At 74.4% G+C, this 22,990-nt stretch carries 21 protein-coding genes; 11 read left to right on the top strand and 10 right to left on the bottom strand.

Features of this window, described 5'->3' with window-relative positions; genetic code table 11:
* The first annotated feature begins 270 nt into the window (after window positions 1–270).
* Window positions 271–1,041, top strand: a complete 771-nt coding sequence (locus OU787_RS13965; RefSeq protein WP_030463266.1) for a TetR/AcrR family transcriptional regulator — start codon at window positions 271–273, stop codon at window positions 1,039–1,041.
* 5 nt (window positions 1,042–1,046) lie between these two features.
* On the opposite strand, the gene OU787_RS13970 is transcribed toward OU787_RS13965, so the two are convergent.
* From OU787_RS13970 to OU787_RS13990, 5 genes are all read right to left on the bottom strand, one after another.
* Window positions 1,047–1,259: a hypothetical protein gene (locus OU787_RS13970; protein WP_157852527.1), complete on the bottom strand. Its 213-nt coding sequence runs from the start codon at window positions 1,257–1,259 to the stop codon at window positions 1,047–1,049.
* 603 nt (window positions 1,260–1,862) lie between these two features.
* Window positions 1,863–3,155, bottom strand: a complete 1,293-nt coding sequence (locus tag OU787_RS13975) for a GNAT family N-acetyltransferase (protein WP_268659501.1) — start codon at window positions 3,153–3,155, stop codon at window positions 1,863–1,865.
* Window positions 3,156–3,280: 125 nt separating this feature from the next.
* Complete coding sequence (locus OU787_RS13980; RefSeq protein ID WP_268659502.1) at window positions 3,281–4,609, bottom strand: C40 family peptidase; 1,329 nt, start codon at window positions 4,607–4,609, stop codon at window positions 3,281–3,283.
* Between the two features lie 281 nt (window positions 4,610–4,890).
* The gene (locus tag OU787_RS13985; RefSeq protein ID WP_268659503.1) at window positions 4,891–5,904 is read right to left on the bottom strand and encodes a hypothetical protein; all 1,014 of its coding nucleotides are present in this window, start codon (window positions 5,902–5,904) and stop codon (window positions 4,891–4,893) included.
* 31 nt (window positions 5,905–5,935) lie between these two features.
* Window positions 5,936–7,657 carry a threonine/serine ThrE exporter family protein gene (locus tag OU787_RS13990; protein ID WP_030463923.1) on the bottom strand — a complete coding sequence of 574 codons (1,722 nt, stop codon included), beginning with the start codon at window positions 7,655–7,657 and terminating at the stop codon, window positions 5,936–5,938.
* Window positions 7,658–7,855: 198 nt separating this feature from the next.
* Between OU787_RS13990 and OU787_RS13995 the strand changes: the two genes are divergently transcribed.
* Entirely contained in the window at window positions 7,856–8,809 is a 954-nt protein-coding gene (locus tag OU787_RS13995; protein WP_030463922.1) for a cation diffusion facilitator family transporter, read from the top strand.
* 31 nt (window positions 8,810–8,840) lie between these two features.
* Here OU787_RS13995 and OU787_RS14000 read toward each other — a convergent pair whose 3' ends face one another.
* Entirely contained in the window at window positions 8,841–11,186 is a 2,346-nt protein-coding gene (locus tag OU787_RS14000) for a hypothetical protein (RefSeq protein WP_268659504.1), read from the bottom strand.
* Window positions 11,183–13,144, bottom strand: coding sequence for an ATP-binding protein (locus OU787_RS14005; protein ID WP_030463920.1), 1,962 nt, complete (start codon window positions 13,142–13,144; stop codon window positions 11,183–11,185). Before OU787_RS14005 ends, OU787_RS14000 begins: the two co-directional genes overlap by 4 nt.
* A 339-nt stretch (window positions 13,145–13,483) precedes the next feature.
* Between OU787_RS14005 and OU787_RS14010 the strand changes: the two genes are divergently transcribed.
* Complete coding sequence (locus OU787_RS14010) at window positions 13,484–13,801, top strand: hypothetical protein (RefSeq protein ID WP_030463919.1); 318 nt, start codon at window positions 13,484–13,486, stop codon at window positions 13,799–13,801.
* 164 nt (window positions 13,802–13,965) lie between these two features.
* Window positions 13,966–15,123 (top strand): acyl-CoA dehydrogenase family protein, encoded by a 1,158-nt coding sequence (locus OU787_RS14015; RefSeq protein ID WP_268659505.1) that lies wholly within the window; start codon window positions 13,966–13,968, stop codon window positions 15,121–15,123.
* Window positions 15,124–15,215: 92 nt separating this feature from the next.
* On the opposite strand, the gene OU787_RS14020 is transcribed toward OU787_RS14015, so the two are convergent.
* On the bottom strand, window positions 15,216–15,476 hold the full coding sequence (locus OU787_RS14020; protein WP_030463917.1) for a hypothetical protein: 261 nt from the start codon (window positions 15,474–15,476) through the stop codon (window positions 15,216–15,218).
* A 165-nt stretch (window positions 15,477–15,641) separates the two neighbouring features.
* Between OU787_RS14020 and OU787_RS14025 the strand changes: the two genes are divergently transcribed.
* The gene (locus OU787_RS14025; protein ID WP_030463916.1) at window positions 15,642–15,977 is read left to right on the top strand and encodes a cupin; all 336 of its coding nucleotides are present in this window, start codon (window positions 15,642–15,644) and stop codon (window positions 15,975–15,977) included.
* 8 nt (window positions 15,978–15,985) lie between these two features.
* Here the strand turns inward: OU787_RS14025 and OU787_RS14030 are convergent, their stop codons facing one another.
* The gene (locus OU787_RS14030) at window positions 15,986–17,176 is read right to left on the bottom strand and encodes an IS110 family transposase (protein WP_268659506.1); all 1,191 of its coding nucleotides are present in this window, start codon (window positions 17,174–17,176) and stop codon (window positions 15,986–15,988) included.
* A 272-nt stretch (window positions 17,177–17,448) separates the two neighbouring features.
* Window positions 17,449–18,036, bottom strand: coding sequence for a TetR/AcrR family transcriptional regulator (locus OU787_RS14035; protein ID WP_268659507.1), 588 nt, complete (start codon window positions 18,034–18,036; stop codon window positions 17,449–17,451).
* Window positions 18,037–18,145: 109 nt separating this feature from the next.
* Between OU787_RS14035 and OU787_RS14040 the strand changes: the two genes are divergently transcribed.
* The 6 genes from OU787_RS14040 to OU787_RS14065 all read left to right on the top strand — a co-directional run bounded on the left by OU787_RS14040 (window position 18,146) and on the right by OU787_RS14065 (window position 22,983).
* Window positions 18,146–19,690 (top strand): MFS transporter, encoded by a 1,545-nt coding sequence (locus tag OU787_RS14040; protein WP_268659508.1) that lies wholly within the window; start codon window positions 18,146–18,148, stop codon window positions 19,688–19,690.
* A gap of 133 nt (window positions 19,691–19,823) precedes the next feature.
* A complete protein-coding gene (locus OU787_RS14045; protein ID WP_030462838.1) occupies window positions 19,824–20,186 on the top strand; it encodes a YidH family protein in 363 nt (120 codons plus the stop codon).
* A complete protein-coding gene (locus OU787_RS14050; RefSeq protein ID WP_035956777.1) occupies window positions 20,183–20,503 on the top strand; it encodes a DUF202 domain-containing protein in 321 nt (106 codons plus the stop codon). Before OU787_RS14045 ends, OU787_RS14050 begins: the two co-directional genes overlap by 4 nt.
* Before the next feature lie 201 nt (window positions 20,504–20,704).
* Window positions 20,705–20,977 carry a Sec-independent protein translocase subunit TatA gene (gene tatA, locus OU787_RS14055; protein ID WP_035956779.1) on the top strand — a complete coding sequence of 91 codons (273 nt, stop codon included), beginning with the start codon at window positions 20,705–20,707 and terminating at the stop codon, window positions 20,975–20,977.
* 162 nt (window positions 20,978–21,139) lie between these two features.
* The gene (locus tag OU787_RS14060) at window positions 21,140–22,483 is read left to right on the top strand and encodes a hypothetical protein (RefSeq protein WP_051817503.1); all 1,344 of its coding nucleotides are present in this window, start codon (window positions 21,140–21,142) and stop codon (window positions 22,481–22,483) included.
* Complete coding sequence (locus tag OU787_RS14065) at window positions 22,480–22,983, top strand: potassium channel family protein (protein WP_081967207.1); 504 nt, start codon at window positions 22,480–22,482, stop codon at window positions 22,981–22,983. Before OU787_RS14060 ends, OU787_RS14065 begins: the two co-directional genes overlap by 4 nt.
* Window positions 22,984–22,990 lie beyond the last annotated feature (7 nt).

The raw sequence follows: 22,990 nt of genomic DNA on the forward strand, positions 1-22,990 counted from the left end.
TCGAAACGCTGGCTCCCGGCCGCCGGCAGGGAGCCGTCCGACCGGCCTCCGGCACCGGACGGGCCGGCGACCCGCCTGCACGACCGACCCGGTGCCGGGGGGCACCGGGCGCGTCGCCCCCCGTTTCCGATTCGCCCTCCCGGTCCGGAGTTGTCCCGGTCCGGGCTAGGCTCGGGCCGTAGGAGACCACGACGAAACCGGATCGGGCGGGGCGAGGTGGCAGGAAACGGCCAGCAGGGGAGTCATCGGCGCCCGGTAGGGTCCGGTGGCGTGGAGAACGCGAGCGACAAGGACGAGCAGGCGACCGGCCTGCCCGCGTCCGGCGAGCTGGCGGGCGGCCGGGCCCAGCCGAAGACCGACAAGAGCGAGGCCACCCGCGCGCTGATCCTGGAGACCGCGATGCGGCTGTTCCGGGAACGCGGCTACGAGAAGACCACCATGCGCGCGATCGCCACCGAGGCCGGCGTCTCGGTCGGCAGCGCGTACTACTACTTCTCGGCCAAGGAGTTCCTGATCCAGGGCTTCTACGACCGGATGACCTACGAGCACGCCGCCGACGCCCGGATCCGGATGGCCGGCACCCGCGACTTCGCCGAACGCCTGCAGATCGCCATCGAGTCCTGGATCGACACCGCCGCCCCGTACCACGAGTTCTCGGCCCAGTTCTTCCGCACCGCCGCCGACCCGACCAGCTCGCTCAGCCCCTTCTCCAACGAGTCCCACCCGGCCCGGGCCACCGCCGTCGAACTCTTCCGCGACGTGCTCCAGGGCTCCGAACTCGCCCCCAAGCTCGACGCCGAACTCGTCGAGCTGCTGCCCGACGTGCTCTGGCTGCACCTGATGGTCGTCGTCCTCTACTGGGTCTTCGACCGCACCCCCGACACCGAGCGCACCCGCGAGTTCGTCCGCCGCTCCACCCCCCTGGTCGGCCGCCTCATCAACCTCTCCCGCTACCGGGTCTTCCGCCCCCTGGTCCGCGACGCCAAGGGCCTGATCCAGGACTTCGTGCTCCCCAGCATCGGCAAGAGCATCGTCAGGTAACCCCCTCACGCCCCGCCCTCCCCCGCTCCCCCGGCGTGCGCGGCCCACAGCGGCATGACGCGCGGGACGGCGTTCGGCCGGTCGACCGGGCAGGCGGCGGGACGCGCGACCGGGCGGGGGACGGGGCGCGGGGCCCGGCGGACGGCGAGCCGGACGGCGGGGCCGTGGAAGACCGGGAACCTCGGCATGATCGTCCGGTGCAGCGTGCGGACGGACATCGGCCGCCGGTACCGGGAGCACAGCGGCAGCGTGTTCGGACCCCGCAGCACCGGAACCGGAACCGGAGGAGCTTGAGCCGACGCCGGACCGGGCGCCGGTGCTGATGCCGGGGCCGAGGCTGGTGCCGGGGCCGACGGAGTGCGGACGCCGGCCCGGTGGCGGCCGGTCGAGGCGCGGTCGGAGCCGGCGAAGAGCAGCCGGGCGAGGACCAGGACGACGAGAAGCGCGGGAACGGCGACAGCGGCGCCCGCCCAGCCGGTAAAATGGAACATGTCGAAGCTTTCAGACGGACTTCGGCCTCGCCCCGGGGATGTGATGGCGTCCGCCGGGGCATTTCGCTGGCCCGAACATCCCGAACGCTAGGCAGCGCCAAGGAAACTGTCGATCCGTCAGATTCGAACATTCGCGTCCGCACTGCACGCGCGTTCACCCCTGCGGGACTCCCCGACCGCCCCCGTTCCCCCAGCTCACCTCCCATTCGCCAGAGTTGCGCCCGCGCCGCGCCAATTCCACGCCACCGCAAGCACGTTCGACACCGCTACGAGTGAATTCCGATGTTCTGCAATTGACGTTCCGCCAGGACGGCGGGCAGCGGAACCCGGTCAGAAGCCGTCCGGGTTCCACGGGGCGCGGGCGGTGCGCAGCAGGGTGTCGGCGCGGACGGCCGCGCCCGGGGTGTGCTCGGTGAGCAGGGCGGCGTCGGCCAAGCCGGCCGCGCTGCCGCCGCCGAGGTACAGGCTGCCGAGCCGGGAGACGTCGAGCGCGAGGTCGGCCGGGTCGTCGGTGCGGGTGATCCGGCCGGTGCCGTCGGCGGCGGCCTCCAGCGCCCAGCGCCCGGCCGTCCAGCCCTCGCGGTCGATGACGTCCAGCACCAGGCGGCCGGGGGCCTCGTAGCGGCGGGCGGCGAACGCGGCGGGCAGGTCGAGCAGCCGCAGCCAGGTGAAGTCGGCGCTCTCCTCGTGCGGCTTGGCGCCGCGCGGGTCGTCGAGCAGCAGCGGCAGCACGTGGCCGGGGCCGAGGTGCGGGGCGACCACGTGGCGCACCCAGTCGACGGAGAACAGGAACGCCCAGAGCGCGTTGGCGGTCTCCCGGTCCAGCGCGATGAAGTCCCGGACGGTCAGCGGGCAGTCGGGGTAGGCGCCGTCCCACTTGTCGTCGACGGTGTAGTTGGCCATGCCGGTGAGGGTGCCGTCGGCGGTGCGGTGGAAGACGTTGAAGCCCTGCTTCCAGTCGAAGCCGGGCAGGTCGACCTCGCCGGCCCGCAGCCGCCACCAGGCGTCCGGGCGGCCGATCGCGCCGGGCTGGGTGGGGCGCCAGCGCTCGTGCAGGTCGGGGCCGAGCTTGCCGAACTCCTCCAGCGTGGCGAAGTCGATCCGGTGGCCCTCGTGCACGGGCAGCCCGGCCCGGACGCCGCCGGAGCGCCGCACGTCGACCCGCCAGCCCGCCAGCGGGACGGCCGAGCCGAAGCCGAACCGGCCGTAGATGTTGTGCTCGGCGGCGATCAGGATGGCGGCGGCCGAGCCGCGCTCGCGGGCGGCGGCCAGGTCGCGCCGCATCATGCCGCTGAGCAGGCCGCGCCGGCGGTGGGTGGAGTTCACCGTGACGCCGGTGATCGCGTCGACCGGCAGCCGCTCCCCGCCGGGCACCGTCAGCCCGGTGTCGAAGCTGCGGAAGGTCGCCACGCAGCGCGGCCGGTCGGCGCCCGGGAAGTCGTGGTCGAACGCGCCCAGCATCCGCCCCGGTTCGAACAGCAGCTGGCGCCACTCGACCGCCGGGGAGACGTGCGGACGCATGAACCCGAGCGCCAGCGCCCGGTCCCAGTCGGCCAGTTCCTCGTGGGTGATCGGCCGGATCTCGATGCCCCGGTCGGGGCCCTGCTGTGCGTCGTTGCCCATCGAGCCACGGTACGACGCCCTTCCCGGCACGGCACCCGGTTTTCCGCCCGGCCCGGAACCCCTGCCGCGGGCGCCGGGAGCGGACGTCGGGGGCAAGCGCCAGGAGCGGGCGCCAGGGGCGGACGTCAGGGGCGGGCGTAGAAGTCCGGGCGGCCCATGATCCAGAGGCTGGCCTGCTTGATCGCGGCGCCGGGGCGGGGGGCCTCGATCATCTGGTCGTCGCCGAGGTAGATGGCGACGTGGTAGATGTCCGCGGCGCGGCCGGTCTTGGTCCAGAACACCAGGTCCCCGGGCCGGAGTTGGGCGTAGCCGACCGGGGTGGACTCGGCGTACTGGTCGGCGGCGAAGTGGGTGAGCTGCTTGCCGCCGCGCCGCCAGGCCATCATGGTCAGGCCGGAGCAGTCGTAGCCCTGCGGGCCCTCGCCGCCCCAGATGTAGGGCAGGCCGACGACGGAGCGGGCGAAGGCGAGGGCGGCCTCGGAGCCGCCCGCCGACCAGGCGGCGCCCTCCCGCTGCGGGGCGGCGTGGTGCCGGGCGGCCTGGGCGGCGGCGGCCGCTTCGGCCTCGGCCTGGGCCCGGCGGGCGGCCTCCTCGGCCGCGCGGGCGGCGAGCGCGTCGAGGGCTTCCTGGCGCTGCCGTTCGAGTTCGACGGTGGTGTTGCGGGCGGTGGCGAGTTCGGCGAGCAGGGCCTCCCGGCGGCGGCCGATCTCGGCGACCCGGTTCTGCTGGTCGGCGACCCGCTGCTGGGCCTGCTCCTTGGCGGTGCGGACGGTCCCGGCGGCGGTGCGGGCGGCGCCCTCGGCGGTGCGGGCCTCCTCGGCGGCCCGGGCGGCGGCCTTCGCGGTGCCGGTGGCGTCGTCGAGGATCTGCCGGGTCTGGGCGCCCGCGGTGCCGACGGCAGCGGCCTGGCCGGTCAGCGAGGCCGGGCCGCGCGCGCCCAACAGGGCGTTGACGGCCGAGAGTTGGGGCGAGGCACCCTGGCGGTAGATCTCGGCGACCAGCCCGGCAGCCCGGTCGGCGGCCTCGGCGTGGGCGGCCTCGGCGGCGGTGGAGCGCTCGGCGGCGGCCCGGGACGCCTCCTGGGCCCGGCCGAGCCGGACGAGCGCGCCGTTGTACGCCTCGACGGCCTGCTCGGCGGCCTGCCCGGCCTTGTCGAGCTCGTCCCGGGCGGCGGCCAGCCGGGCCTCGACGGCGGTGGCGTCGGCGGCCTTGGCGTCGGCCTCGGCCCGGGCCCGGGCGACGTCGTCCGCGCTGGGGAAGCCGGGCTCCGGTTCGTCGGCGGGCAGCACGGCGGGCGCGGCGAACGCGGCGAGCGCGGCAGGCGCGGCCTGCGGCAGGCCCTCCGGCCCGGCTGCCGGAGCAGCGGCGGGCGCGGCGGGCGCGTTCGCGGCGGGCAGCAGGGCGAGCAGGGCGGCACCGGCGAGCAGGAGGGCGGGGAGGAACCTGCGCGGCATGACGGGATCCCCTCTCGGCGGGTGGCGACGGGGTTCTGACGATCAGCCAGATATCCCATGACGTGACAATCCGGTCACGCACCGCAAGATTCTCAGACCCGACGGTGGCTCGGCGCCATCGCCATACGGCTGCGCGAGTGAGATGTCCGATTGTGTGAACGGGCATCCGCACCGCCCGAGGAGGGACGTCCACGAACCCTACCGGTTCGCCGACGCACCACCCCGATTTTCAACGCCCCTTCAACACCCCTCCCCCACACCCCCTGCGCCGCCCCGCCCGGTCAGCGCACCCGCCCCGAGGGCCGCCCCGACGGCCGCCCCGGCCCGGTCGCGGTGGTCCGCGCCCGCCCGGCCCGGACGGTGCGCCGCCGGCGCTGGGCCCGGGCCCGCCGGGCCGGGTCGCCGCCGGCCGCCTCCGCGCCGTCCGCCCGGCCCCCGGCGCCCGGACCGCCCGGGCCGCCGACCCGCCCGCCGCGGCCGGGCCGGTACCGGTGCGCGAGCGCCTTGGCGGCCATCCGCTCGGCCACCGCGTGCGCCTTCGGGTGCCCGGCCGGGACCTTGTCGGGCGCCCCGGCGATCAGGTCGAACAGCCAGGTCCGGGCCCGGTCCGTCCGCGCGTGCAGCCGCCGTTCGCGCCGGGCCGCCCGGGCCATCCGGCGGGGGCGCCCGGCGTACCGCCAGCGTGCCCAGGGGCTGGCGGGGCGGGCCAGCCGGATCGCGCCGATCCAGGACAGGCCGGGCACCATGATGCCGAGCAGGCCCGTCCAGACCTTGCCCTTGAGCAGCGCGACCAGGCAGACCAGCGCGTTGACCCCGATCACCGCGACCAGCCCCCAGCGGGTGTCCTGGCCGGGGACGACGCCGAGCGGCACGTAGCCGGTGAGCAGCAGCGCGGTGAGCAGGATGCCGAGGATCACCGCGTCCACCGACTTGCGGCCCTGTTCGCTCCAGTACACGTCGTCCAGGTGCAGGATCAGGGCGAACTCGTCCAGCACCAGCCCGCAGCCGATGCCGAAGGAGAGGCCGAACCAGTCGGTCCAGGGGTGGCCGCCGTCGGTGGCGAAGGTGCCGATGCCGCCGAGCAGCAGGAAGCCCAGGCCGAACACCATGTGGTGGATGTGCAGCCCGCCGGGGGTGATGTTGCCGGGCCACCAGCGGACCTGGGCGCGGATCATCCGGGTGCTGAACCGGATGAACGCGAACGAGGTGATGAACCCGACCAGCAGCAGGAACAGCGGCTGCTTGTGGGCGTCCACGATGTGGTGGCGGTAACCGTCCAGCAGTGCACTGATCATCGGGTGGTGCCTCTATCCGACAGGGGGCTCGCTAGAAGCCACGGGTGCGCTTCGCCGCCCGGCGCGGGATCAGCGCGTGCGGGGTGTCCCGGTCGCTGGCGCCGGGGTTCTTCAGGAACAGCCGGGCCACCTCGCCGCCGAGGTTGACGCCGATGGCCAGCGCCAGCGCCAGCGCGACCGCCCGGGAGGCGGAGACCAGCCCGGACCCGGCGTGGCCCTGGGCGAACGCCAGCATGCCGAGGTACAGCGCCGAACCGGGCATCAGCGGCCCGATCGCGGCGGTCACGTACGGCAGCGCGGAGGCCGCCCGGTAGCGGGCCAGCAGCTGCCCGAACAGGCCGACCAGGCCGGCCGCCAGGCCGGTGGCGACGATCGCCGAGACGCCCGCGTTGTGGGTGAGCACGCCGTACGTGGACCAGCCGACGGCGGCGTTCAGCACCACCATCGGCAGCGAGCGCCGGTCGGTCTGCAGCAGCATGGCGAAGGCCAGCGCCAGCACCATCGCGGCGACCAGCTGGACCGGCGGGCTGGCGATGCCGCCCAGGCTCTCGTCGGGTTTCAGCCGGGCGTTGTAGTTGACGCCGACGTACAGCACCAGCATCACGCCGATGACGATGCCCGCGATCAGGTACATCACCTCCAGCAGCCGGGCCGCCGCGGTGATGTAGAAGCCGGTCAGGCCGTCCTGGACGGCGGCGACCATGGCCCGGCCGGGCAGCAGCGCGAACAGCCCACCGGTGATCACCACCGAGCCGCGCAGGTGCAGTTCGTTGAAGGACAGCAGGATGCCGCAGAGCGCGGCCGGCATCGCCGCGATCACGAACTGGTAGAACTCGGGCAGTCCGCGGCGGGCGATCGCCGAGGCCAGCCGGTCGCCGACCACGGCGGTGGTGAACGCGGAGACGAACACCAGCCAGGCCGTCGAGTCGACCTTCCCGCCGACCAGGAAGGACGCCGCCCCGGCCAGCAGCCCGGTGGCCACCGACATCAGCCACGCCGGGTACGGGTGCCGGTTGCGCCGGATCTCGGCGAGGCGCCGGTACGCGTCGTTGACGGTGACCTGCTCGGCGGTGATGTCGGCGACCAGCTCGTACACGGCGGCCAGCCGGGTGTAGTCGGAGGTGCGGCGGCGCACCACCCGGTCCGCGGTGACCGGCGGGTCGATCAGCGAGGGCTGGTGGGAGATCGAGATCAGCGTGAAGGTGACCTGCGGTTCGCAGTGGTCGAGCCGGTACGCGTGGGCGATGCCGAGCATCGCGGCCTCCACGTCCTCGGCGGCCTCGCCGCTGGCCAGCAGCAGCTCGCCGATCCGCAGCGACAGGTCGAGCACCCGCGGCACGTTGCGCTGGGCCTGCGCCCCGGCGGCGGGGTGCAGTTCGCGGGCGGTGCGCTCGAACGCCGGGCGCTCGGCCATCGGCGTCCGCAGCAGGGTGCGCATCCGGTCCGGCCAGGGGGCCTCGCCGGGGGCGCCCTTGTGCAGCTCGGCCAGGTCGATGCCGTGCGCCGGGGTGTAGCCGGCCGCGTTCCACTCCTCGGGCGTCAGGGTGTCCTGGAACAGCGGGCTGCGCCGGGCCCGGACGGCCTCCGCGGCCTCCGGCACCGGCTGGTGCCCGAGCAGGCCCTCGGTCTGCACCGGCTCCGGCGCGTGCGGCACGCTGACGGTCCGTTCGATCGGCGGCGCGTCCGGCCCGAGCAGCCCCTCGGTGGGCGGCGCTCCCGGCGCCGGCACGCCCTCCGGCTCGCTATCGGACACGGCACTTCCTCCACCACCCCGGCCGCCCGCCCGGTCGGGGCCGCCTCCTGGCCTCCACCTTGCCCGATCGGTGGCGGCGGTGCGAACAACCCGTGGCGTGGTCCCCGCCACCACCCCGGCCGGTCCGCCCGGCGCCGGGCGGACATGCCCGCGCCCGCTCCGGAATGAAGGCCCGCGAACCGGACACAATGACCGGTTATGAGCGAGCAGCGGACGACGGACGGCGCCCCCGGGGACAGCGGCGGCGAGAGCGTCACCACAGTGGTCGTCGCGGGCCTGTGCAACCTCGGCATCGCCCTGGCCAAGGCCGTGGCGGGCGCGCTCAGCGGCTCCAGCGCGATGCTCTCCGAGGCGGCGCACTCCTTCGCCGACACCGTCACCGAGGTGCTGCTGTTCCTCTCGCTCAAGCGCAGCGCCCGCCCCGCCGACGACAAGCACCCGCTCGGCTACGGCCGCGAACGCTACCTGTGGGCGCTGCTGGCCTCCTTCGCCACCTTCGTCGGCGGCGCGGTCTTCTCCGTCCACGACGGCATCCACACCCTGCGGTACGGCGAGGAGCTGGGCAGCCCGGCCCTGTCCTACCTGATCCTCGCCGTCGCCTTCGCCCTGGAGTCCGTCTCGCTCTCCCGGACGGTGCGTCAACTGCGCGGCGAGACCCGCCGGCTGCGCGTCGGCGGCTACCGCTACCTGCGGCACACCTCCGACACCGCGGTGAAGGCCGTCTTCCTGGAGGACGCCGCCGCCCTGGTCGGCCTGCTGCTGGCCTTCGGCGGCCTGCTCGGCGCCGAGCTCACCGGCGACGCGCTCTGGGACGGCCTGGCCTCGGTCCTGATCGGCGCCCTGCTCGCCTGGGTGGCCTACGTGCTGGCCCGCGACAACGCCTCGCTGCTGATCGGCCGCCCGCTGCCCGAGCGGTACGAGCGCGCGATCGCCGAGACGCTGACCGCCCAGCCGCAGGTCGTCCGGGTCCTGGACCTGGTCACCAGCGTGCACGGCCCCGACGACGTCCTGGTGGCCGCCAAGGTCGACTTCGCCGACCTGGCCACCGCCGCCGACATCGAGGCCGCCTGCGACCGGGCCGACCGCGCCGTCCGCCGGGCCGTCCCCGCCGTCACCCGGGTCTACCTCGACCCCACCCCGCCCCGGCCCTGACCCGGGCGGGCCGGGGCCGGGGCGGCCGGGTTCAGAGGTCGTAGTCGTCGACGATCCTGCGGTGGCGGGCGGTGTCGGCGCCCGCCGCCTCGGCGAGGGCGGGCCAGGCCAGCGGGTGGGCGAGGTGGGCGGTGAGTTCGGTGAGCAGGGCGTCGGCCCGGGCGGCGGTGCTGGTGGGCGGGACGCCGATGGCGGCGTAGATGCCGGGCAGGCCGTCCTCGTCGCCGCCCGGGTCGGTGATCCGGTACTGGTCGCCGCTGTAGACCCAGACGGCGTGCCCGGCGGCCCGGAGGGCGTCGCGCAGGGCGTACCAGTCGTCCTCGTCGGGGCGGCCGCCGTCGATCCAGTAGGTGGTGTAGCCGGCCGGGTCGAGCAGGGTGAGCAGTTCGAAGACCGGCCGCCACTCCCCGTCCTCCGCCGAGCCGGGCTCCGGGCGGTCGTTGAGGACCGCCGGGGAGAACACCACGATGTCGCCGTGGTTGAGGTCGAGGTCCTCGCCGAGCACCGGCAGCACCCGGGCGGTGGCCGGGCCGGTGCGCAGCGCGGGCAGGTCGGTGGTGGTGCCGTTGGCGCGCGGGACGCGCAGCTCGATCAGCTGCCACTCCTCCTCGACGGGGCCGCTGTCGGTGTCGAACTCGATGCCGATCCGGGCCCCGGCGGCGCGGACGGCCGCCCAGTCGCGGTTGGCGGTGGCGGCGGTGACCAGGTGCCACAGGTCGGGTTCCTGGACGGTGCGGTGCGCGTCGTCCGGGCCGGCCTCGGCCGGGTCGAGGGCGTGCGCGAGCAGGTCCTCGTAGAGCCGCTGGGCCTCGGCGTGCTCGCCGCGCCGGGTGGCGGCGGCCGCGGCCAGCCTGCGGGTGTTGAGCGCCTCGGGCGAGTGGGCGAGGACGGCGGCGCACTGCTCGCCGACCTCCTCCCAGCGGCCCTGGGCGGCGGCCCAGCGGGCCCGCAGCCAGTGCGCGTCGGACGGCTCCCCGGCGGCGGTCAGCCGGGTGGCCAGCCGGTCGACGCCCTCGCCGTCCTCGGCGTCGATCAGCAACTGGCCGAGCATGCCGGTGAGGTACGCATGGCCGGGGTCCAACTCCAGCTGTGCCCAGGCGAGTTCGGCGACGGCCCGGGTGTGGCCGAGCGAGCCGAGGGCGCCGGCCAGGTTGACCACCAGGACGGTGTCGGGGCGCTCGCCGAGGGCCAGGGCGGCGGCCAGCAGGTCGGCGCCGGTCTCCGGGTCGGGGCGGTGCTCGGCCAGCCACTGAGCCAACTCCTCGACCGGGACCGGGAGTTCGGGCCGTGGCAGGGCTTCGGCGGCGGCCCGCAGGGCGGCCACCTGCTCGGCGACGCCGTCGGTGCGGCGGAGCTGTCCGAGTTTGCGCCCGCCGGTGCGGGCCAGGGTGAGGGCGACCTCGCGGGCCCCGCGGGCGAGGGCCAGCCGGCCGGCCCGCAGCACCAGGTCGAGGCACGGGCGGTGCGAGCCCGCGGTGTCCAGCTCGCCGGCCCAGGAGGCGAGCCGGGCGCCGAGCGCGGCGTCGTTGTCGAACTCCCCGGCGGCGGCCAGCAGTTCGACGGCGGCGGACCAGCGGTGCCGGATGTCGGGGTAGCGGTCGGCCTCCTCGGCGTCCGGCAGCTGCTCCAGCGCGGGGCCGGTGCGGCCGAGCGCGGCGAACTGCAGGGCCCGGCCGACCGCGAGCTTGCGCCGGTCGTCGTCGTCCGGCCGGTTCCCGGCGGCGACGTAGGCGCGCTCGGCGGTGTCGTAGACGTCCAGCGCGTCCTGGTGGCGGCCGAGCCGGTGCAGCGCGGAGGCCCGGCTGTGCGCGAAGGAGAGCGAGACCCGCTCGCCGGCCGCGGCGATCCGGGTCTCGGCCCGGTCGAGGTGGGTGAGCGCGTCGGCGGGGCGGCCGTCGTCCTCCAGGGTGTCGGCGTACTCGCGGGAGAGGCAGTCGAAGCAGGCCCGGGCCGGTTCGACCCGCTGCAGCGCCTCCTCCAGCACGGCGAGCCGCTCGGGGACGTAGCCGGGGCCGTCGATGTTGGCGTGGCAGATGGTGAAGTCCTGGACGGCGCACACCGACTGGGGGCAGGCGGCGGTCTCCTCGCGGTGAGCGAACTCCAGCAGCGACACCGCCTCGGCCATCGCGGCCTCGCCCTGGTGGCGCTTGTTCAGCAGGTTCTGCAGCCGCCAGTGCCGCAGGAACACCTCCACCCAGGGCAGTTCGAGCGCCCGGGCGGAGGCCAGCGCCTCCGGGAACATCGCGTCCAGCTGCTCGTTGCGGCCGTCCACGGCGTGTCCGGCGATCTCGGCGAGCGCGTCGGCCAGCCGGTGCTGCCCGGACTCGGCGAGCTGCCGGTGGGTGTCGTGCACCCAGGACCAGATGTCGGTGGTCATCGTTCCTCGTCCCCCTGCGGAAGGTCTGCGGTTCCTCCGGCGATGGTGTCGGGCACCGCCGACAGCCCGTCGGCCGGCACCGCGGCGGTGAGCGCGGCCACCGCGGTGGAGATCCCGGCCAGCGCGGCCCCCAGGTCGCCGCCCGCGGAGCCGGCGGCCGCCGCCATGATGACCTTCAGCGAGCGCAGCAGCGCCGCGGCGGTGGCCGCCCCGGTGTGCCCGTCCCGGTACGCGGCCAGCAGGTCGCGGACGGCGGGCGAGGCCAGGTTGAGGTACAGCCGGGCCTTGACCGCGCCGTCGGTGCGCGCGGTGAACGCCCGGGCCAACTGCAGGGCGGCGGACGGGATCCGGGCGTCCGCCCGGTCGTCCTCGATCCGGGCCTTCAGCTCGGCCTCGCGGTCCGGCACCAGCACCAGCGGCAGCCCGGGCGGGTCGAACCGGGCGGGCACCAGCTGCTCGCCGTCCTCGGTGAGCGCGGCGGCCAGCCAGGCCTGCTGCTCGGCGGGCAGCGGCAGGTCGGGGGCCCGGAACAGCTCCTTGTTGCCGCTCTCGCTGCCGAGTTCGACGATCCGGCAGTCCCGCAGTCGGGCGTAGCGGCGCAGGAACGGCAGCACCGCGTACCGGTCGCCGCGGGCGATCGGCACCTGCATCGCCCGGTACAGCATCTCCTCGAAGCCGCCGCCGCTGCCCAGCGCCACGTGCACCGCGCCGGAGCCCGCGGCGCGCAGCGCGCCGGCGGTCAGCTCGCCCTGCGAGGTGGGGACGGGGACGTCGTCGGCGAGCAGGGTGAACAGCCGGTCGTCGCAGAGCGCGGCGCCGAGCAGGTCCTGTCCGTGCCGGGCCAGGATCCGCCGCCAGGCCGCGGGGTGCAGCCGGGCGGTCTCGTACAGGCCGTCCACGATGGCGTCGGCGAGCGCCTGCTGGAGGGCCCGGTAGTGCTCGTCGCGCTGGAGGTCCTCGCGGCTGGCGGTGGGGGTGAGCCGGGTCGACTCGACCACGCCGCCGATGAAGCCGGCCCAGCTGGGCAGCAGGTCGCGGGCGTCGTCGGCGAGCAGCATGCCGCGCAGGTAGACCGCCAGGTCCCGGTTGTCGCTGGACCCGTACGTCCCGCCGTCCTGCACCCAGAGCAGGCCGACCGCGTCGGTGCGGTCCTCGACGGGCGTCACCGGGAAGGCGGTCAGCGGTTCGAAGCTGCGGGCGAACGCGGTGGCGAACCGCATCCGGTGCAGGTGCGGCGAGCCGGGCACGTCCTGCCGCCAGGGCACCACCACGCCGTTGACCGGCTCCTCGTCGTCGCCGACGTGGACCGGGATCGGCAGCAGCACGCAGTACCGGGCCAGCACCTCGCGCAGCGCCTGCTCGTCGGCGAGGTGCGCGTGCTCGGCCTTCAGCCGCAGCCGCACCACCGTCCCCGGCCCGGGCCGCGCCGGGGCCGGCTCGACGCTGTACTGCTCGCCGCCCCGGCTGCGGTAGGTGTGCGCGGCCGACGGTTCGCGGTGCGAGGCGGTGGTGACGGTGACCTCCTCGGCCACCGAGAACGCCGAGAGGAAGCCCAGCCCGAAGGCGCCGATCAGGTCCTGACTGCCGGTCAGTTCGCGCAGCATCCGGGTGTAGCCGGTGCCGACGGTCGCCAGGTACGCGTGGATCTCCGGCTCGGTCAGCCCGGCCCCGTTGTCCTCGATCGCCACCGTCCGCGCCGCGGCGTCCCCGCGGACCCGGATCAGCGGGCGGTAGGCGCCCTCCGGGTCCTCCAGCTTCCGCCGGGTGTGCGAGTCGTGGGCGTTCTGCACCAGTTCGCGCAGCGCCACCAGCGGGGTGGAGTACAGGTGGGTGGCGAGCACGCCGACCAGGCCGCCGAGATCGACCTCGGTGGTGCGGAGATTCGCCGAGTTCTCGGACGCGGGGAATTCGGCGCCGCTTCCGCCGGCACCGGAAGCGGGGGGAGGACCATCAGACATAAGGCCCCAGTGTGCCAGTACGACAATCGGGCGACCACTGTTTTCGGATTTCCGGTTTCTGTCGATCCTCGGTCAACCACCCGTTGACGTGCGGGGATCTCCGCCCGGCCGCGCCGAACGGTGAAATCCCTTGTCAGCAAGGCGTTCTGTCGACCCGCGCCGGTCACTGCCGGTTCCGAGGCTATTCCATAAGAGTGACACCTTCGAGCGAACCCGCGTGCCCGCACTGGAACCCGAACGGCCCAGTGGGCAATCCTGGTGACGCGACGTCAGGAACCGGCGCGAACGGGGCGGCCACCCCGCAGCGCCACATTCGCACCAGTTAGCAGGGAGACCACCGTGTCCCGTATTCGCGCAGTCGCCGTCGTCACCGCCCTCGGGGCCTTCCTCCTCGCGGGCGCCGGCACCGCCGCCGCCGACAACGGCGCCGGCGCCGACCACTCCTCCAACAGCAGCGTGGTCAGCAACATCGGCTCCGGCAACATCGTCGGCTCCGTCCACGGCAACGCCAACGCGACCCAGCAGACCGCCACCGGCTCCGGCGCGAGCAACCAGAACAACACCCTCGGCGTCACCGACAACGCCGGCGGCGTCGGCGCCCTCCAGTCCAACGCGAACCTGGCGCACACCGTCTACTACCCGTTCGTCCTGTACTAGGCCCCACCGACGGGGCCCCACGCGGCTGCGGGGGACGGTGCGGCACCACCCGCGCCGCACCGTCCCCCGCACCAGGTCACGGCGGGTCGCGGCAGCCATGGACACCGGAAGCTACCGGCGATTAACTTGTCTGCGCCACCAGCCGTCGCCGAAGGGAGCGCACCGTGCGCCGCAGCGTGTACAACGAGGACCACGAGGCGTTCCGGGAGACCATCCGGGACTTCATCGCCAACGAGGTCGTGCCCGCCTACGAGAGCTGGGAGGAGGCCGGCCACCCGCCGCGCGACTTCTACCGCAAGCTCGGCGAGCTCGGCGTCTACGGCATCGAGGTCCCGGAGGAGTACGGCGGCGCGGGCGAGACCGGCTTCAAGTACCAGGCGGTGATCTACGAGGAGACCGCCCGCGCGGGCGTGACCTTCGGCTCCTCGGGCGTGCACACCGGCCTGGTGCTGCCGTACCTGATGGAGTACGCCACCGAGGAGCAGAAGCGGCGCTGGCTGCCGGGCTTCGTCTCCGGCGACATCATGACCGCGATCGCCATGACCGAGCCGGGCGCGGGCTCCGACCTGGCGGGCATCGCCACCACGGCGAAGCTCTCCGCGGACGGCACCCACTACGTCCTCAACGGCGCGAAGACCTTCATCACCGGCGGCGTGCTGGCCGACCTGGTGCTGGTGGTCTGCCGCACCGCCCCGTACGACCCGGCGGACCGCCGGGCCGGGCTGTCCATCCTGTGCGTGGACACGAAGTCCGAGGGCTACGCGGTCGGCCGCAAGCTGCAGAAGATCGGCCTGCGCACCTCGGACACCGCCGAGCTGTCCTTCTCCGACGTCAAGGTCCCGGTGGAGAACCTGCTCGGCGAGGAGGGGAAGGCGTTCTCCTACCTGACCCACAACCTGGTGCAGGAGCGCCTGGCGATCGCCGTCGGCGCGTACGCCTCGGCGGCCGCGGCGGTGCGGTTCGCGGTGCAGTACGTCAAGGAGCGCAAGGTGTTCGGCAAGGCCGTCGCCGAGTTCCAGAACACCAAGTTCTCGCTGGCCGACTGCCAGGCCCAGGTGCTCGCCCAGCAGGCGATGGTCGACCAGGCGCTGGAGCTCTACCAGCACGGCGAGCTGACGGTGGCGGACGCCGCCGCGGCCAAGCTGTTCTGCACCGAGTCGACCTCCGAGGTGATCGACAAGTGCCTGCAGCTGCACGGCGGTTACGGCTACATCCTGGAGTACCCGATCGCCCGCCTCTACACCGACAACCGGGTGTTCCGGATCTACGGCGGCACCAGCGAGGTCATGCGGACGATCATCGCCAAGTCGCTCGGCCTGTGACCGGGCGCTGAGCGCGCGAGCGCCGCGGACACGACGGAGGCGGGCACCCGGCCGGGTGCCCGCCTCCGCTCCGTTCCCACGCCCTTTCCCGGTCAGTTGACGCTGGTGCGCCACGCCTCCAGTCCGGCCGCCGAGGCGGCCCGCGCCTGGTGCAGGGTGCGCTGCGCGAGCTCGGCGGGCTGGGTCTCCAGGGAGCGGACCCAGCCCCGGCCCGCGTTCGCCAGGGCGGTGCAGACCAGCACCGTCCCGGCCAGTCCGACGACGGCGCCGAGCCCGGTGAGGGCCGCGCCGGCGGTGAGCATGCCGCGGTTCACCTGGAAACCGCCGAAGGTGAGTTTCTGATTGGTCGCCATAGGGCCACCATCGGCCCGCTCCCCCGGCACCGCACGCCGAGCGGCCCGCTCCTTAACCCCTGCGCGTGATCCAGCGCGCGACACGCGCGGGCGGCCGCCTAGGGTCGGCCGCGGGGCCCGGTCGGCGGGCCCGGTGGTGCGGGGGGCCCGACGGAGGAGAACGCGATGACCGAGCAGCCGGCCCGGATCGACCTGAACGCCCTGGCCGAGGAGCACGCCGCCAAGGCCGCCGCCAGCCCGCACGGCCGCAGCGCCCACCTGCTGCTGCACGACGGCGTGCTGCGGCAGACCGTGATCGCGCTGCGGGCCGGCGCGGTGCTGGACGAGCACAACGCCCCGGTCGCCGCCAGCCTGCAGGTGCTGCGCGGCCGGGTCGCGCTGACGGTGGCGGGCCGCCGCCAGGAGGCCGGCCCGGGCGAGCTGCACTCCATCCCGCAGGAGCGACACGGCCTGCTCGCCCACACCGACGCGGTGGTGCTGCTCACCGCCGTCACCTCCTAATGTTGTTGTCAAGCAGCTGATGTGACGGGGAGTGCATGCTCGTAGTGCTTCCCGTCACGAATGAGGGCCCAGAGGACGTTGACGCGTCGTCGGGCCAGGGCGAGGACGGCCTGGGTGTGTCGTTTGCCTTCGGCTCGCTTGCGTTCGTAGAAGCGGCGGGACTCCTCGCAGCTGCGGATGCTGATGAGGGCGGAGGTGTAGAAGACGCGCTGCAGGCCTCGGTGATAGCGCCGGGGGCGGTGCAGGTTGCCGCTGATGTTGCCGAAGTCGCGGGGCACCGGGGCGACTCCGGCGAAGCTGGCGAGGCGGTCGGCGCTGCCGTAGCGGCTCATGTCGCCGGCCGTGGCGGCCAGGAACTCGGCGCCCAGCAGCGGGCCGATGCCGGGCATGCCGGCGATCACTTCGGCGAGGTCGTGGTCGCGAAACCGGGCCGCAATGAGCTTGTCGATCTCGGCGATCTGCTCATTGAGGCCCATCACCTCCTTGGCCAGGGTGTGGATCACCTGCGCGGCGATCTTCTCCCCGGGAAGGCTGGTGTGCTGGCGCTCGGCCGCCTCCAGGGCGGCCCGGGCCAGGGTGTCGGCGCCGCGGACCTTGCGGTTGCGCAGCCAGGTCTCCAGCCGGCCGCGGCCGGTCCGGCGCAGGGCGGCCGGGGTCTGGTAGCCGGTCAGCAGGACCAGCGGACCGACATTGCCCAGGTCCAGGACCCGCTCCAACGCCGGGAAGATGCTGGTGAGTTGGCCGCGCAGCCGGTTGATCCTGCGGGTGCGGTCGGCGGTCAGGTCGGAGCGCCGGTCGGTCAGGATCCGCAGTTCGACGGCGTGCTCGTCGTCGGGCCGGATGACGGCCAGGTCCCGGCGCATCCGGGCCTGGTCGGCGATGACGACGGCGTCCTTCGCGTCGGTCTTGCCCATGCCCCGGTAGCCGGCCGAGGCGCGGTTGACGGCCAGGCCGGGTATGTAGACCAGCTGCTGGCCGTGGTTGAGGAGCACGTTGACCAGCAGGGCTGCCATGCCGTCGGCGACATCGACCGCCCAGAGAACGTCCTCGTCCAGCGCCAGCACGTCGGCGAGCAGGTCCAGCAGTTCCGGCTCGTCGTTCAGGACCCGGCGCGAGAGCAGCTTCCTGCCCCCGGTATCCAGGACCACGCAGTGGTGGTGGGTCTTGCCGATGTCCGTGCCCGCCCAGATCTGGGCCACCTGCTCCTCCGGTCGTTCGATGCGCGCTGTTCGTCCGGACGACCTCGCCGGCGTGGTCCTACTCAGCGGTGCACCCGAGGGGCCCGCAGCTCCTAATCAGCGGTCGAGTCGTCGTGAGACGCCGGGCGGCCAGGTGATGGGAGCCATCGCGTGCAACCGCCTGAAAGCCATACCCGGCGCCTCTGGATCTCTGGACCTTACGACGGCCCGTCCAACCCACCAACAACGTAGGACCACCTGACGCCCGGCCGCCCCGCCCCGGTCCCGCCCCGTCAGCCCGCCGCCCCGCCCAGCACGTCGCCGGAGACCAGCGCCAGGCCGCGCAGGTACTCCTCCCCGCTCGGCGCCAGTTCGGGGCCGATCAGCCACTGGGCGGCCTGCCCGAGCAGCAGCGACTGGTAGAAGACGCCCCGGGCCAGCTCCTCCGGGGTGTCCGCCGCCTCCGCCCGGCCCTGGAACAGCGCGGCCAGGCCGAGCCGGCCGTCCTTCTGCGCGGCGGCCAGCCGCTCGGGCAGCCCCGGCAGGTGGTCGAGCTGTCCGAGCAGTTCGAACTGCACCGTCCACAGCCCGCGGTGCTCGGCGAAGCTGTCGCGCACCGCGTTCCAGGCCCGGACGAAGCGCTCCTTCGGGTCGTCGACCTCCGCGGCGGCGGCCAGGGCCGCGCCGATCGACTCACCCCACGCCCCCATCGCGCCGACCAGCGCCTCGACCAGCAGGGCGTCCTTGGAGCCGTAGTGGTAGCCGATGGCGGCCAGGCTGACGCCCGCACCGGTGGCGATGTCCCGGGCGGTGGTGCGCCCGTAGCCCTTCTCTTGCAGGCAGCGGGTGGCACTGGCCAGCAGGTCCTCACGATTTCCCATGCCCCGATGCTAACCGCGTCCAAGACGAATGTCTTGCTCGAACGTCTGGAACGATTGATTTAGACGCTTGTACTAGACAGGCGTGCAAGACATCCGTACAGTCATCGTCATGACCACCGACGACCGCACCACCCACCGCGCCGGCCGCCGCGCCTGGCTGGGACTGGCCCTCCTCCTGCTGCCGACCCTCGTCCTCGCCATGGACATGGGCGTGCTGTTCTTCGCCGTCCCCTTCATCGCCACCGACCTGCACCCCAGCGGCACCCAGCAGCTGTGGATCATGGACATGTACTCGTTCCTGCTGGCCGGGCTGCTGATCCCGATGGGCGCGCTGGGCGACCGGATCGGCCGGCGCAAGCTGCTGATCGGCGGCACCGCCGCCTTCGCGGCCGCCTCGCTGGTCGCCGCCTGGTCCGACGGGGCGGGCCAACTCATCGCCGCCCGGGCCCTGCTGGGCGTCGCGGGGGCGGTCTTCGGGCCCTCCACGCTGGCCCTGATCCGCAACATGTTCCCCGACCCCAAGCAGCGGCAGTCCGCGATCGGCGCCTGGAGCGGCGTGATGATGGCCGGCGCCACCCTCGGGCCGGTGCTCGGCGGCCTGCTGCTCAACCACTTCTGGTGGGGCTCGGCCTTCCTGATCGCCGTCCCCGCGATGCTGCTGGTGACCGTCCTCGCCCCGGTGCTGCTCCCCGAGTACCGCGCCCCGCAGCAGGGCCGCTTCGACCTGCTCGGCGCCGCCCTCTCGATGGCCACCGTGCTGCCGGTCGTCTACGGCATCAAGACCCTCGCGGTGGACGGCTGGAGCCCGCTGCCCGCCCTGGTGCTGCTCGCCGGGCTGGCGGTCGGCGGCGCCCTGGTGGTCCGGCTGCGGACGGCCGCGAACCCGCTGATCGACGTCACCCTGTTCCGGATCCGCACCTACACCGGCGCGATCACCGTCAACACCATCGCCATGTTCGCCATGATGGGCTTCACCCTCTTCACCTCCCAGTACCTGCAGCTGGTCAAGGGCTACAGCCCGCTGTCCGCCTCGCTCTGGGCCCTGCTGCCCAGCGTCGGCGTCGGCGCGGCCGTCGGCGGGTTCGGGGCGCTGGCCGGCAAGGTGCGGCCGGCCGTCCTGCTGGTCGCCGGGTTCCTGGCCAGTGCCGCCGGGTTCGTCGCGATGGCCCTGGTGGACCCCGGCTCCTCGCTCGCCCTGCCGCTGGTCGCGGCCGGCGTGATCGCGGCCGGCTCGGTCGGCACCGTCAGCATCACCGGCGAGATGGTCCTCTCCGCGGCCCCCGCCGACCGGGCCGGCGCGGCCGGCGCCACCTCCGAGACCGCCCAGGAACTCGGCAGCTCGCTCGGCATCGCCGTGCTCGGCGCGGCCGGCGCCGCGATCTACCGGGCCCGGATGGACGGCGCCGCCCCCGACGCCGCCCGCGACACCCTCGGCGGGGCCGTCACCACCGCCGCCCACCTGCCCGGCGACGCCGCCGACCGGCTGCTGACCACCGCCCGCGACGCCTTCGCCGACGGCATGCACGTCGCCGCGGTGGTCGGCGTCCTGGTGATGCTCGGCGCCGCCCTGGCCGCCCACCTGCTGATGCGCCACCTGCCGGTGCCCGGCGCGGCGGACGCCCCGCAGGAGGAGGCCCTGCCCGCGGCGGCGTGACACCGGGGGCGCGGGGATCCGCGCGAGCGGTCGGGCACGGAACGCGGGACCGCACCGGAACGGCAGGCCACTGCCCCGGTGCGGTCCCGCTGCCGCGCGTGCAGCCCCCGCCGGTGCGGCCTAGGGTCGCCGTATGGCGGCGGAGGACGAGGATCCGGCGGGCCGGGAGGAGCTGGACTACCGGTTCACCCTGGCGAACGAGCGGACGTTCCTGGCCTGGATCAGGACGGCGCTGGCGCTGCTCGCGGGGGCGGTGGGGCTGGACCAGTTGACGCCGGACCTGGCCCCGGTACCGGTGCGGGTGACGCTCTCGGTGGTGCTGGCGGTGGGCGGGGCGGGGCTGGGGGTGGCCGCCTACCACCGCTGGGTGCGGGTGGAGCGGGCGATGCGGGCGGGCGGTCCGCTGCCGGCCACCCGGACCATGCTGGTGCTGACGGTGTGCGTGGCGGTCGCGGCGGCGGTGTTCTCGGTGCTGATCGTCGGCCGGTCCCGGTGACCTCCCCGCGCGATCCGGGCCTGCAGCCGGAGCGGACCCTGCTGGCCTGGAGCCGCACCGCGCTGGTGCTGGCCGCGGACGCGCTGCTGGTCCTGCGCACCGGCTACGTCCGGCGGCTGCCCGGACTGGCCGCGCTGGGCGGGCTGTTGGCGCTGGCCGCGGTCGGGCTGTACGCGCACGGGGTGCGGCGGCGCAGTGCGGTGGAACACGGTCCGCACGCCCCGGCGGGCCGGTGGTGGATGCGCGGGCTGGCCGTCGTGGTGGTGCTGGCCGCGGGCGGGTCGGCCTGGTCGGTGCTGGTGAACGCCGGTGGCTGACTTCCGGGGGCGGTCGCCGGGCCCGCGCCGGGGCCTGCCAGGTGGTACAGACCACATGACTCGGATCACCTGTTTTTCGGCGGCTGTTTGCCGACGGGTGTATACGTTCGCCGACCGGGCCAGGCATACTGGCCGGGTCGGGCCTTCCGTCCGACCCAGACGTCACAGCGAGAACCTCCACGAAAGGACCGGTGGTCAGGGATGTTCCGTAACGGTCTTGAGCCCTGGCACATCATCATCGTTCTGGTGGTGCTGGTCCTGCTGTTCGGCTCGAAGAAGCTGCCCGAGATGGCCCGTGGCCTCGGCAAGTCGATGCGCATCCTGAAGGCCGAGACCAAGGCCCTGCGCGAGGACGACGCCCCCGCGGAGGCGCAGAACGGCACCGCCGCCTCGCAGGCCGAGCAGCCGCGTCCGGCCGTCGAGCCGACCAACGTCACCAAGGCCGCCGAGCCGACGAAGTCGACCACGGCCTGACCCGCGTCGGCCCCCGGCCGACCCCGCTCGCCGTACCGGAGCCCCCGGCCCGTCGCCCCGACGGACCGGGGGCTCCGGCGTGTCGCCGCGCCCGGGTGGCTGGGCGTTTTGTTCTGGTATCTCCTGGTATTCACCTGACGGCGGATCACCTGGAGGCACCGGATGGCGGCGGACCCCTCGGGCGAGCGGGAGCTCGCGGAGCTGCGCGAGCGGATCGCCCTCCTGGAACGGCAGGAGAAGGAGCAGGGACCGCCCCGGCGGGAGCACCACCGGGTGCGGTCCTTCTTCGCGGTGCTGCTGATCGTGCTGGCCGCGGTGCTGACCCCGCTCGGGGTGGTCGCCGCGTGGAGCAAGTCGCAGGTGACCGACACCGACCGGTTCGTCGCCACGATGGCGCCGCTGGCCTCCGACCCCTCGGTGCAGAACGCGCTCACCAACCGGGTGACCACCGCGGTGATGCAGCAGCTGCCGATCACCGACCTGCTGAACGAGGTCGCCCCCGCCGACCGGCCGCTGCTGGACGCCGCGCTGGGCAAGGTCGGCCCGGCGCTGACCAGCGGGCTGACCGGCTTCGTCCACGACCAGGTGCTGCGGTTCGTCCAGTCCGACGCCTTCGCCACGGTCTGGACCGGGGTGCTGCGCAACGCGCACGCCGCGTTCGACAAGGTGCTGACCGGGCAGGGCGGCGGGGCGGTGCAGATCAAGGGCGACACCGTCAGCCTGGACCTGGCGCCGGTGGTCGCGGCGGTCAAGGACCGGCTGGTGGCGAACGGGCTGGGGCTGGCGTCGAAGATCCCGGAGGTGCACACCGACTACACGCTGGTGCAGTCGGACGCGGTGCGGAAGGCGCAGACCGGGCTGCGGCTGCTCGACCTGGCCGGGTTCTGGGTGCCGGTGCTGGCGGTGCTGTGCGCGGTCGGCGGGATCGCGCTGGCGGTGCGCCACCGGCGGGCCGCCGTCGGGGCGGCGCTCGGGATGGCCGCGGGGGCGGTGCTGCTGGGCGTCGGGCTGAGCGTGTTCCGGGCGCTCTACCTGGACAAGCTGCCCGCCGACGTCGACCAGGCCGCCGCGATGGCGGTGTACGACACCCTGGTGCGCTACCTGCGGGCCGGGGTCCGGATGGTGCTGGCGCTGGGCGTGGTGATCGCGCTGGCGGCCTGGCTGACCGGCGGCGGGCGGCGGGCCGGCTGGGTGCGGCACCTGTGGCGCTCGGGGCTGGGCGCGGTCCGGCAGGCCGCCGAGGGCCTGGGGATGCGGCTGGGCCCGGTCGGCCGGTTCGTGCACCGCTGGAAGTCCTGGCTGGGCTGGGGCGCGGTCGCGGTCGCCGCCGTCGTGCTGCTGACCTGGAGCTACCCGACCGGCGCCGTGGTGCTGTGGATGGCGCTGGTGCTGCTGGCCTTCCTGGCCGTGCTGGAGTTCCTGGACGCGCCCGCGCCCGCGGCGGCCGCACCGCCCGCCGACGGCCCCGCCGGGCCGCCCGCCGACGGGAAGGCCGCCCCGGCGTGAGGGAGCTGGCCCGGACGTACCTGGCCCTGCTCGGCGGCCCGGCGCTGCTGCTGACGGCCTACTTCACGGTGCCGCTGGGCTGGTTCGGGCCGCACCACTCGGCGGTCAGCTGGCTGGTGTTCGGCGTGCTGCTGACCGCGCTCGGGGTCGGGGTGCTGCGCGAGGTGCGGCTGCAGGTGCTGGGGCTCTCCCGGCACCCGGTGCCGCGGATCCTGGCCCTGCTGTGCGCCGCGCTGGTGGTGTTCGCCACCGCCTACCTGGGGATGTCCCGGCAGCCCGGCGAGCTGGAGGGGCTGCACACCAAGATCGACGCGCTGTACTTCACGGTGATCACCATGGCGACCGTCGGGTACGGCGACATCCACCCGTCCGGGCAGGCCGCCCGGGTCGTGGTGATGCTCCAACTCCTGTACACCGTGGTGTTCCTGACCACCGGGGTGACCGCGCTGACCCAGCAGGTGAAGACCCGGGCGGTGAAGCGGGCCCGGCACCGGGAGTAGGCCGGCG

It is taken from the genome of Kitasatospora sp. YST-16 (assembly GCF_026802215.1).
Lineage (GTDB): Bacteria > Actinomycetota > Actinomycetes > Streptomycetales > Streptomycetaceae > Kitasatospora > Kitasatospora cineracea.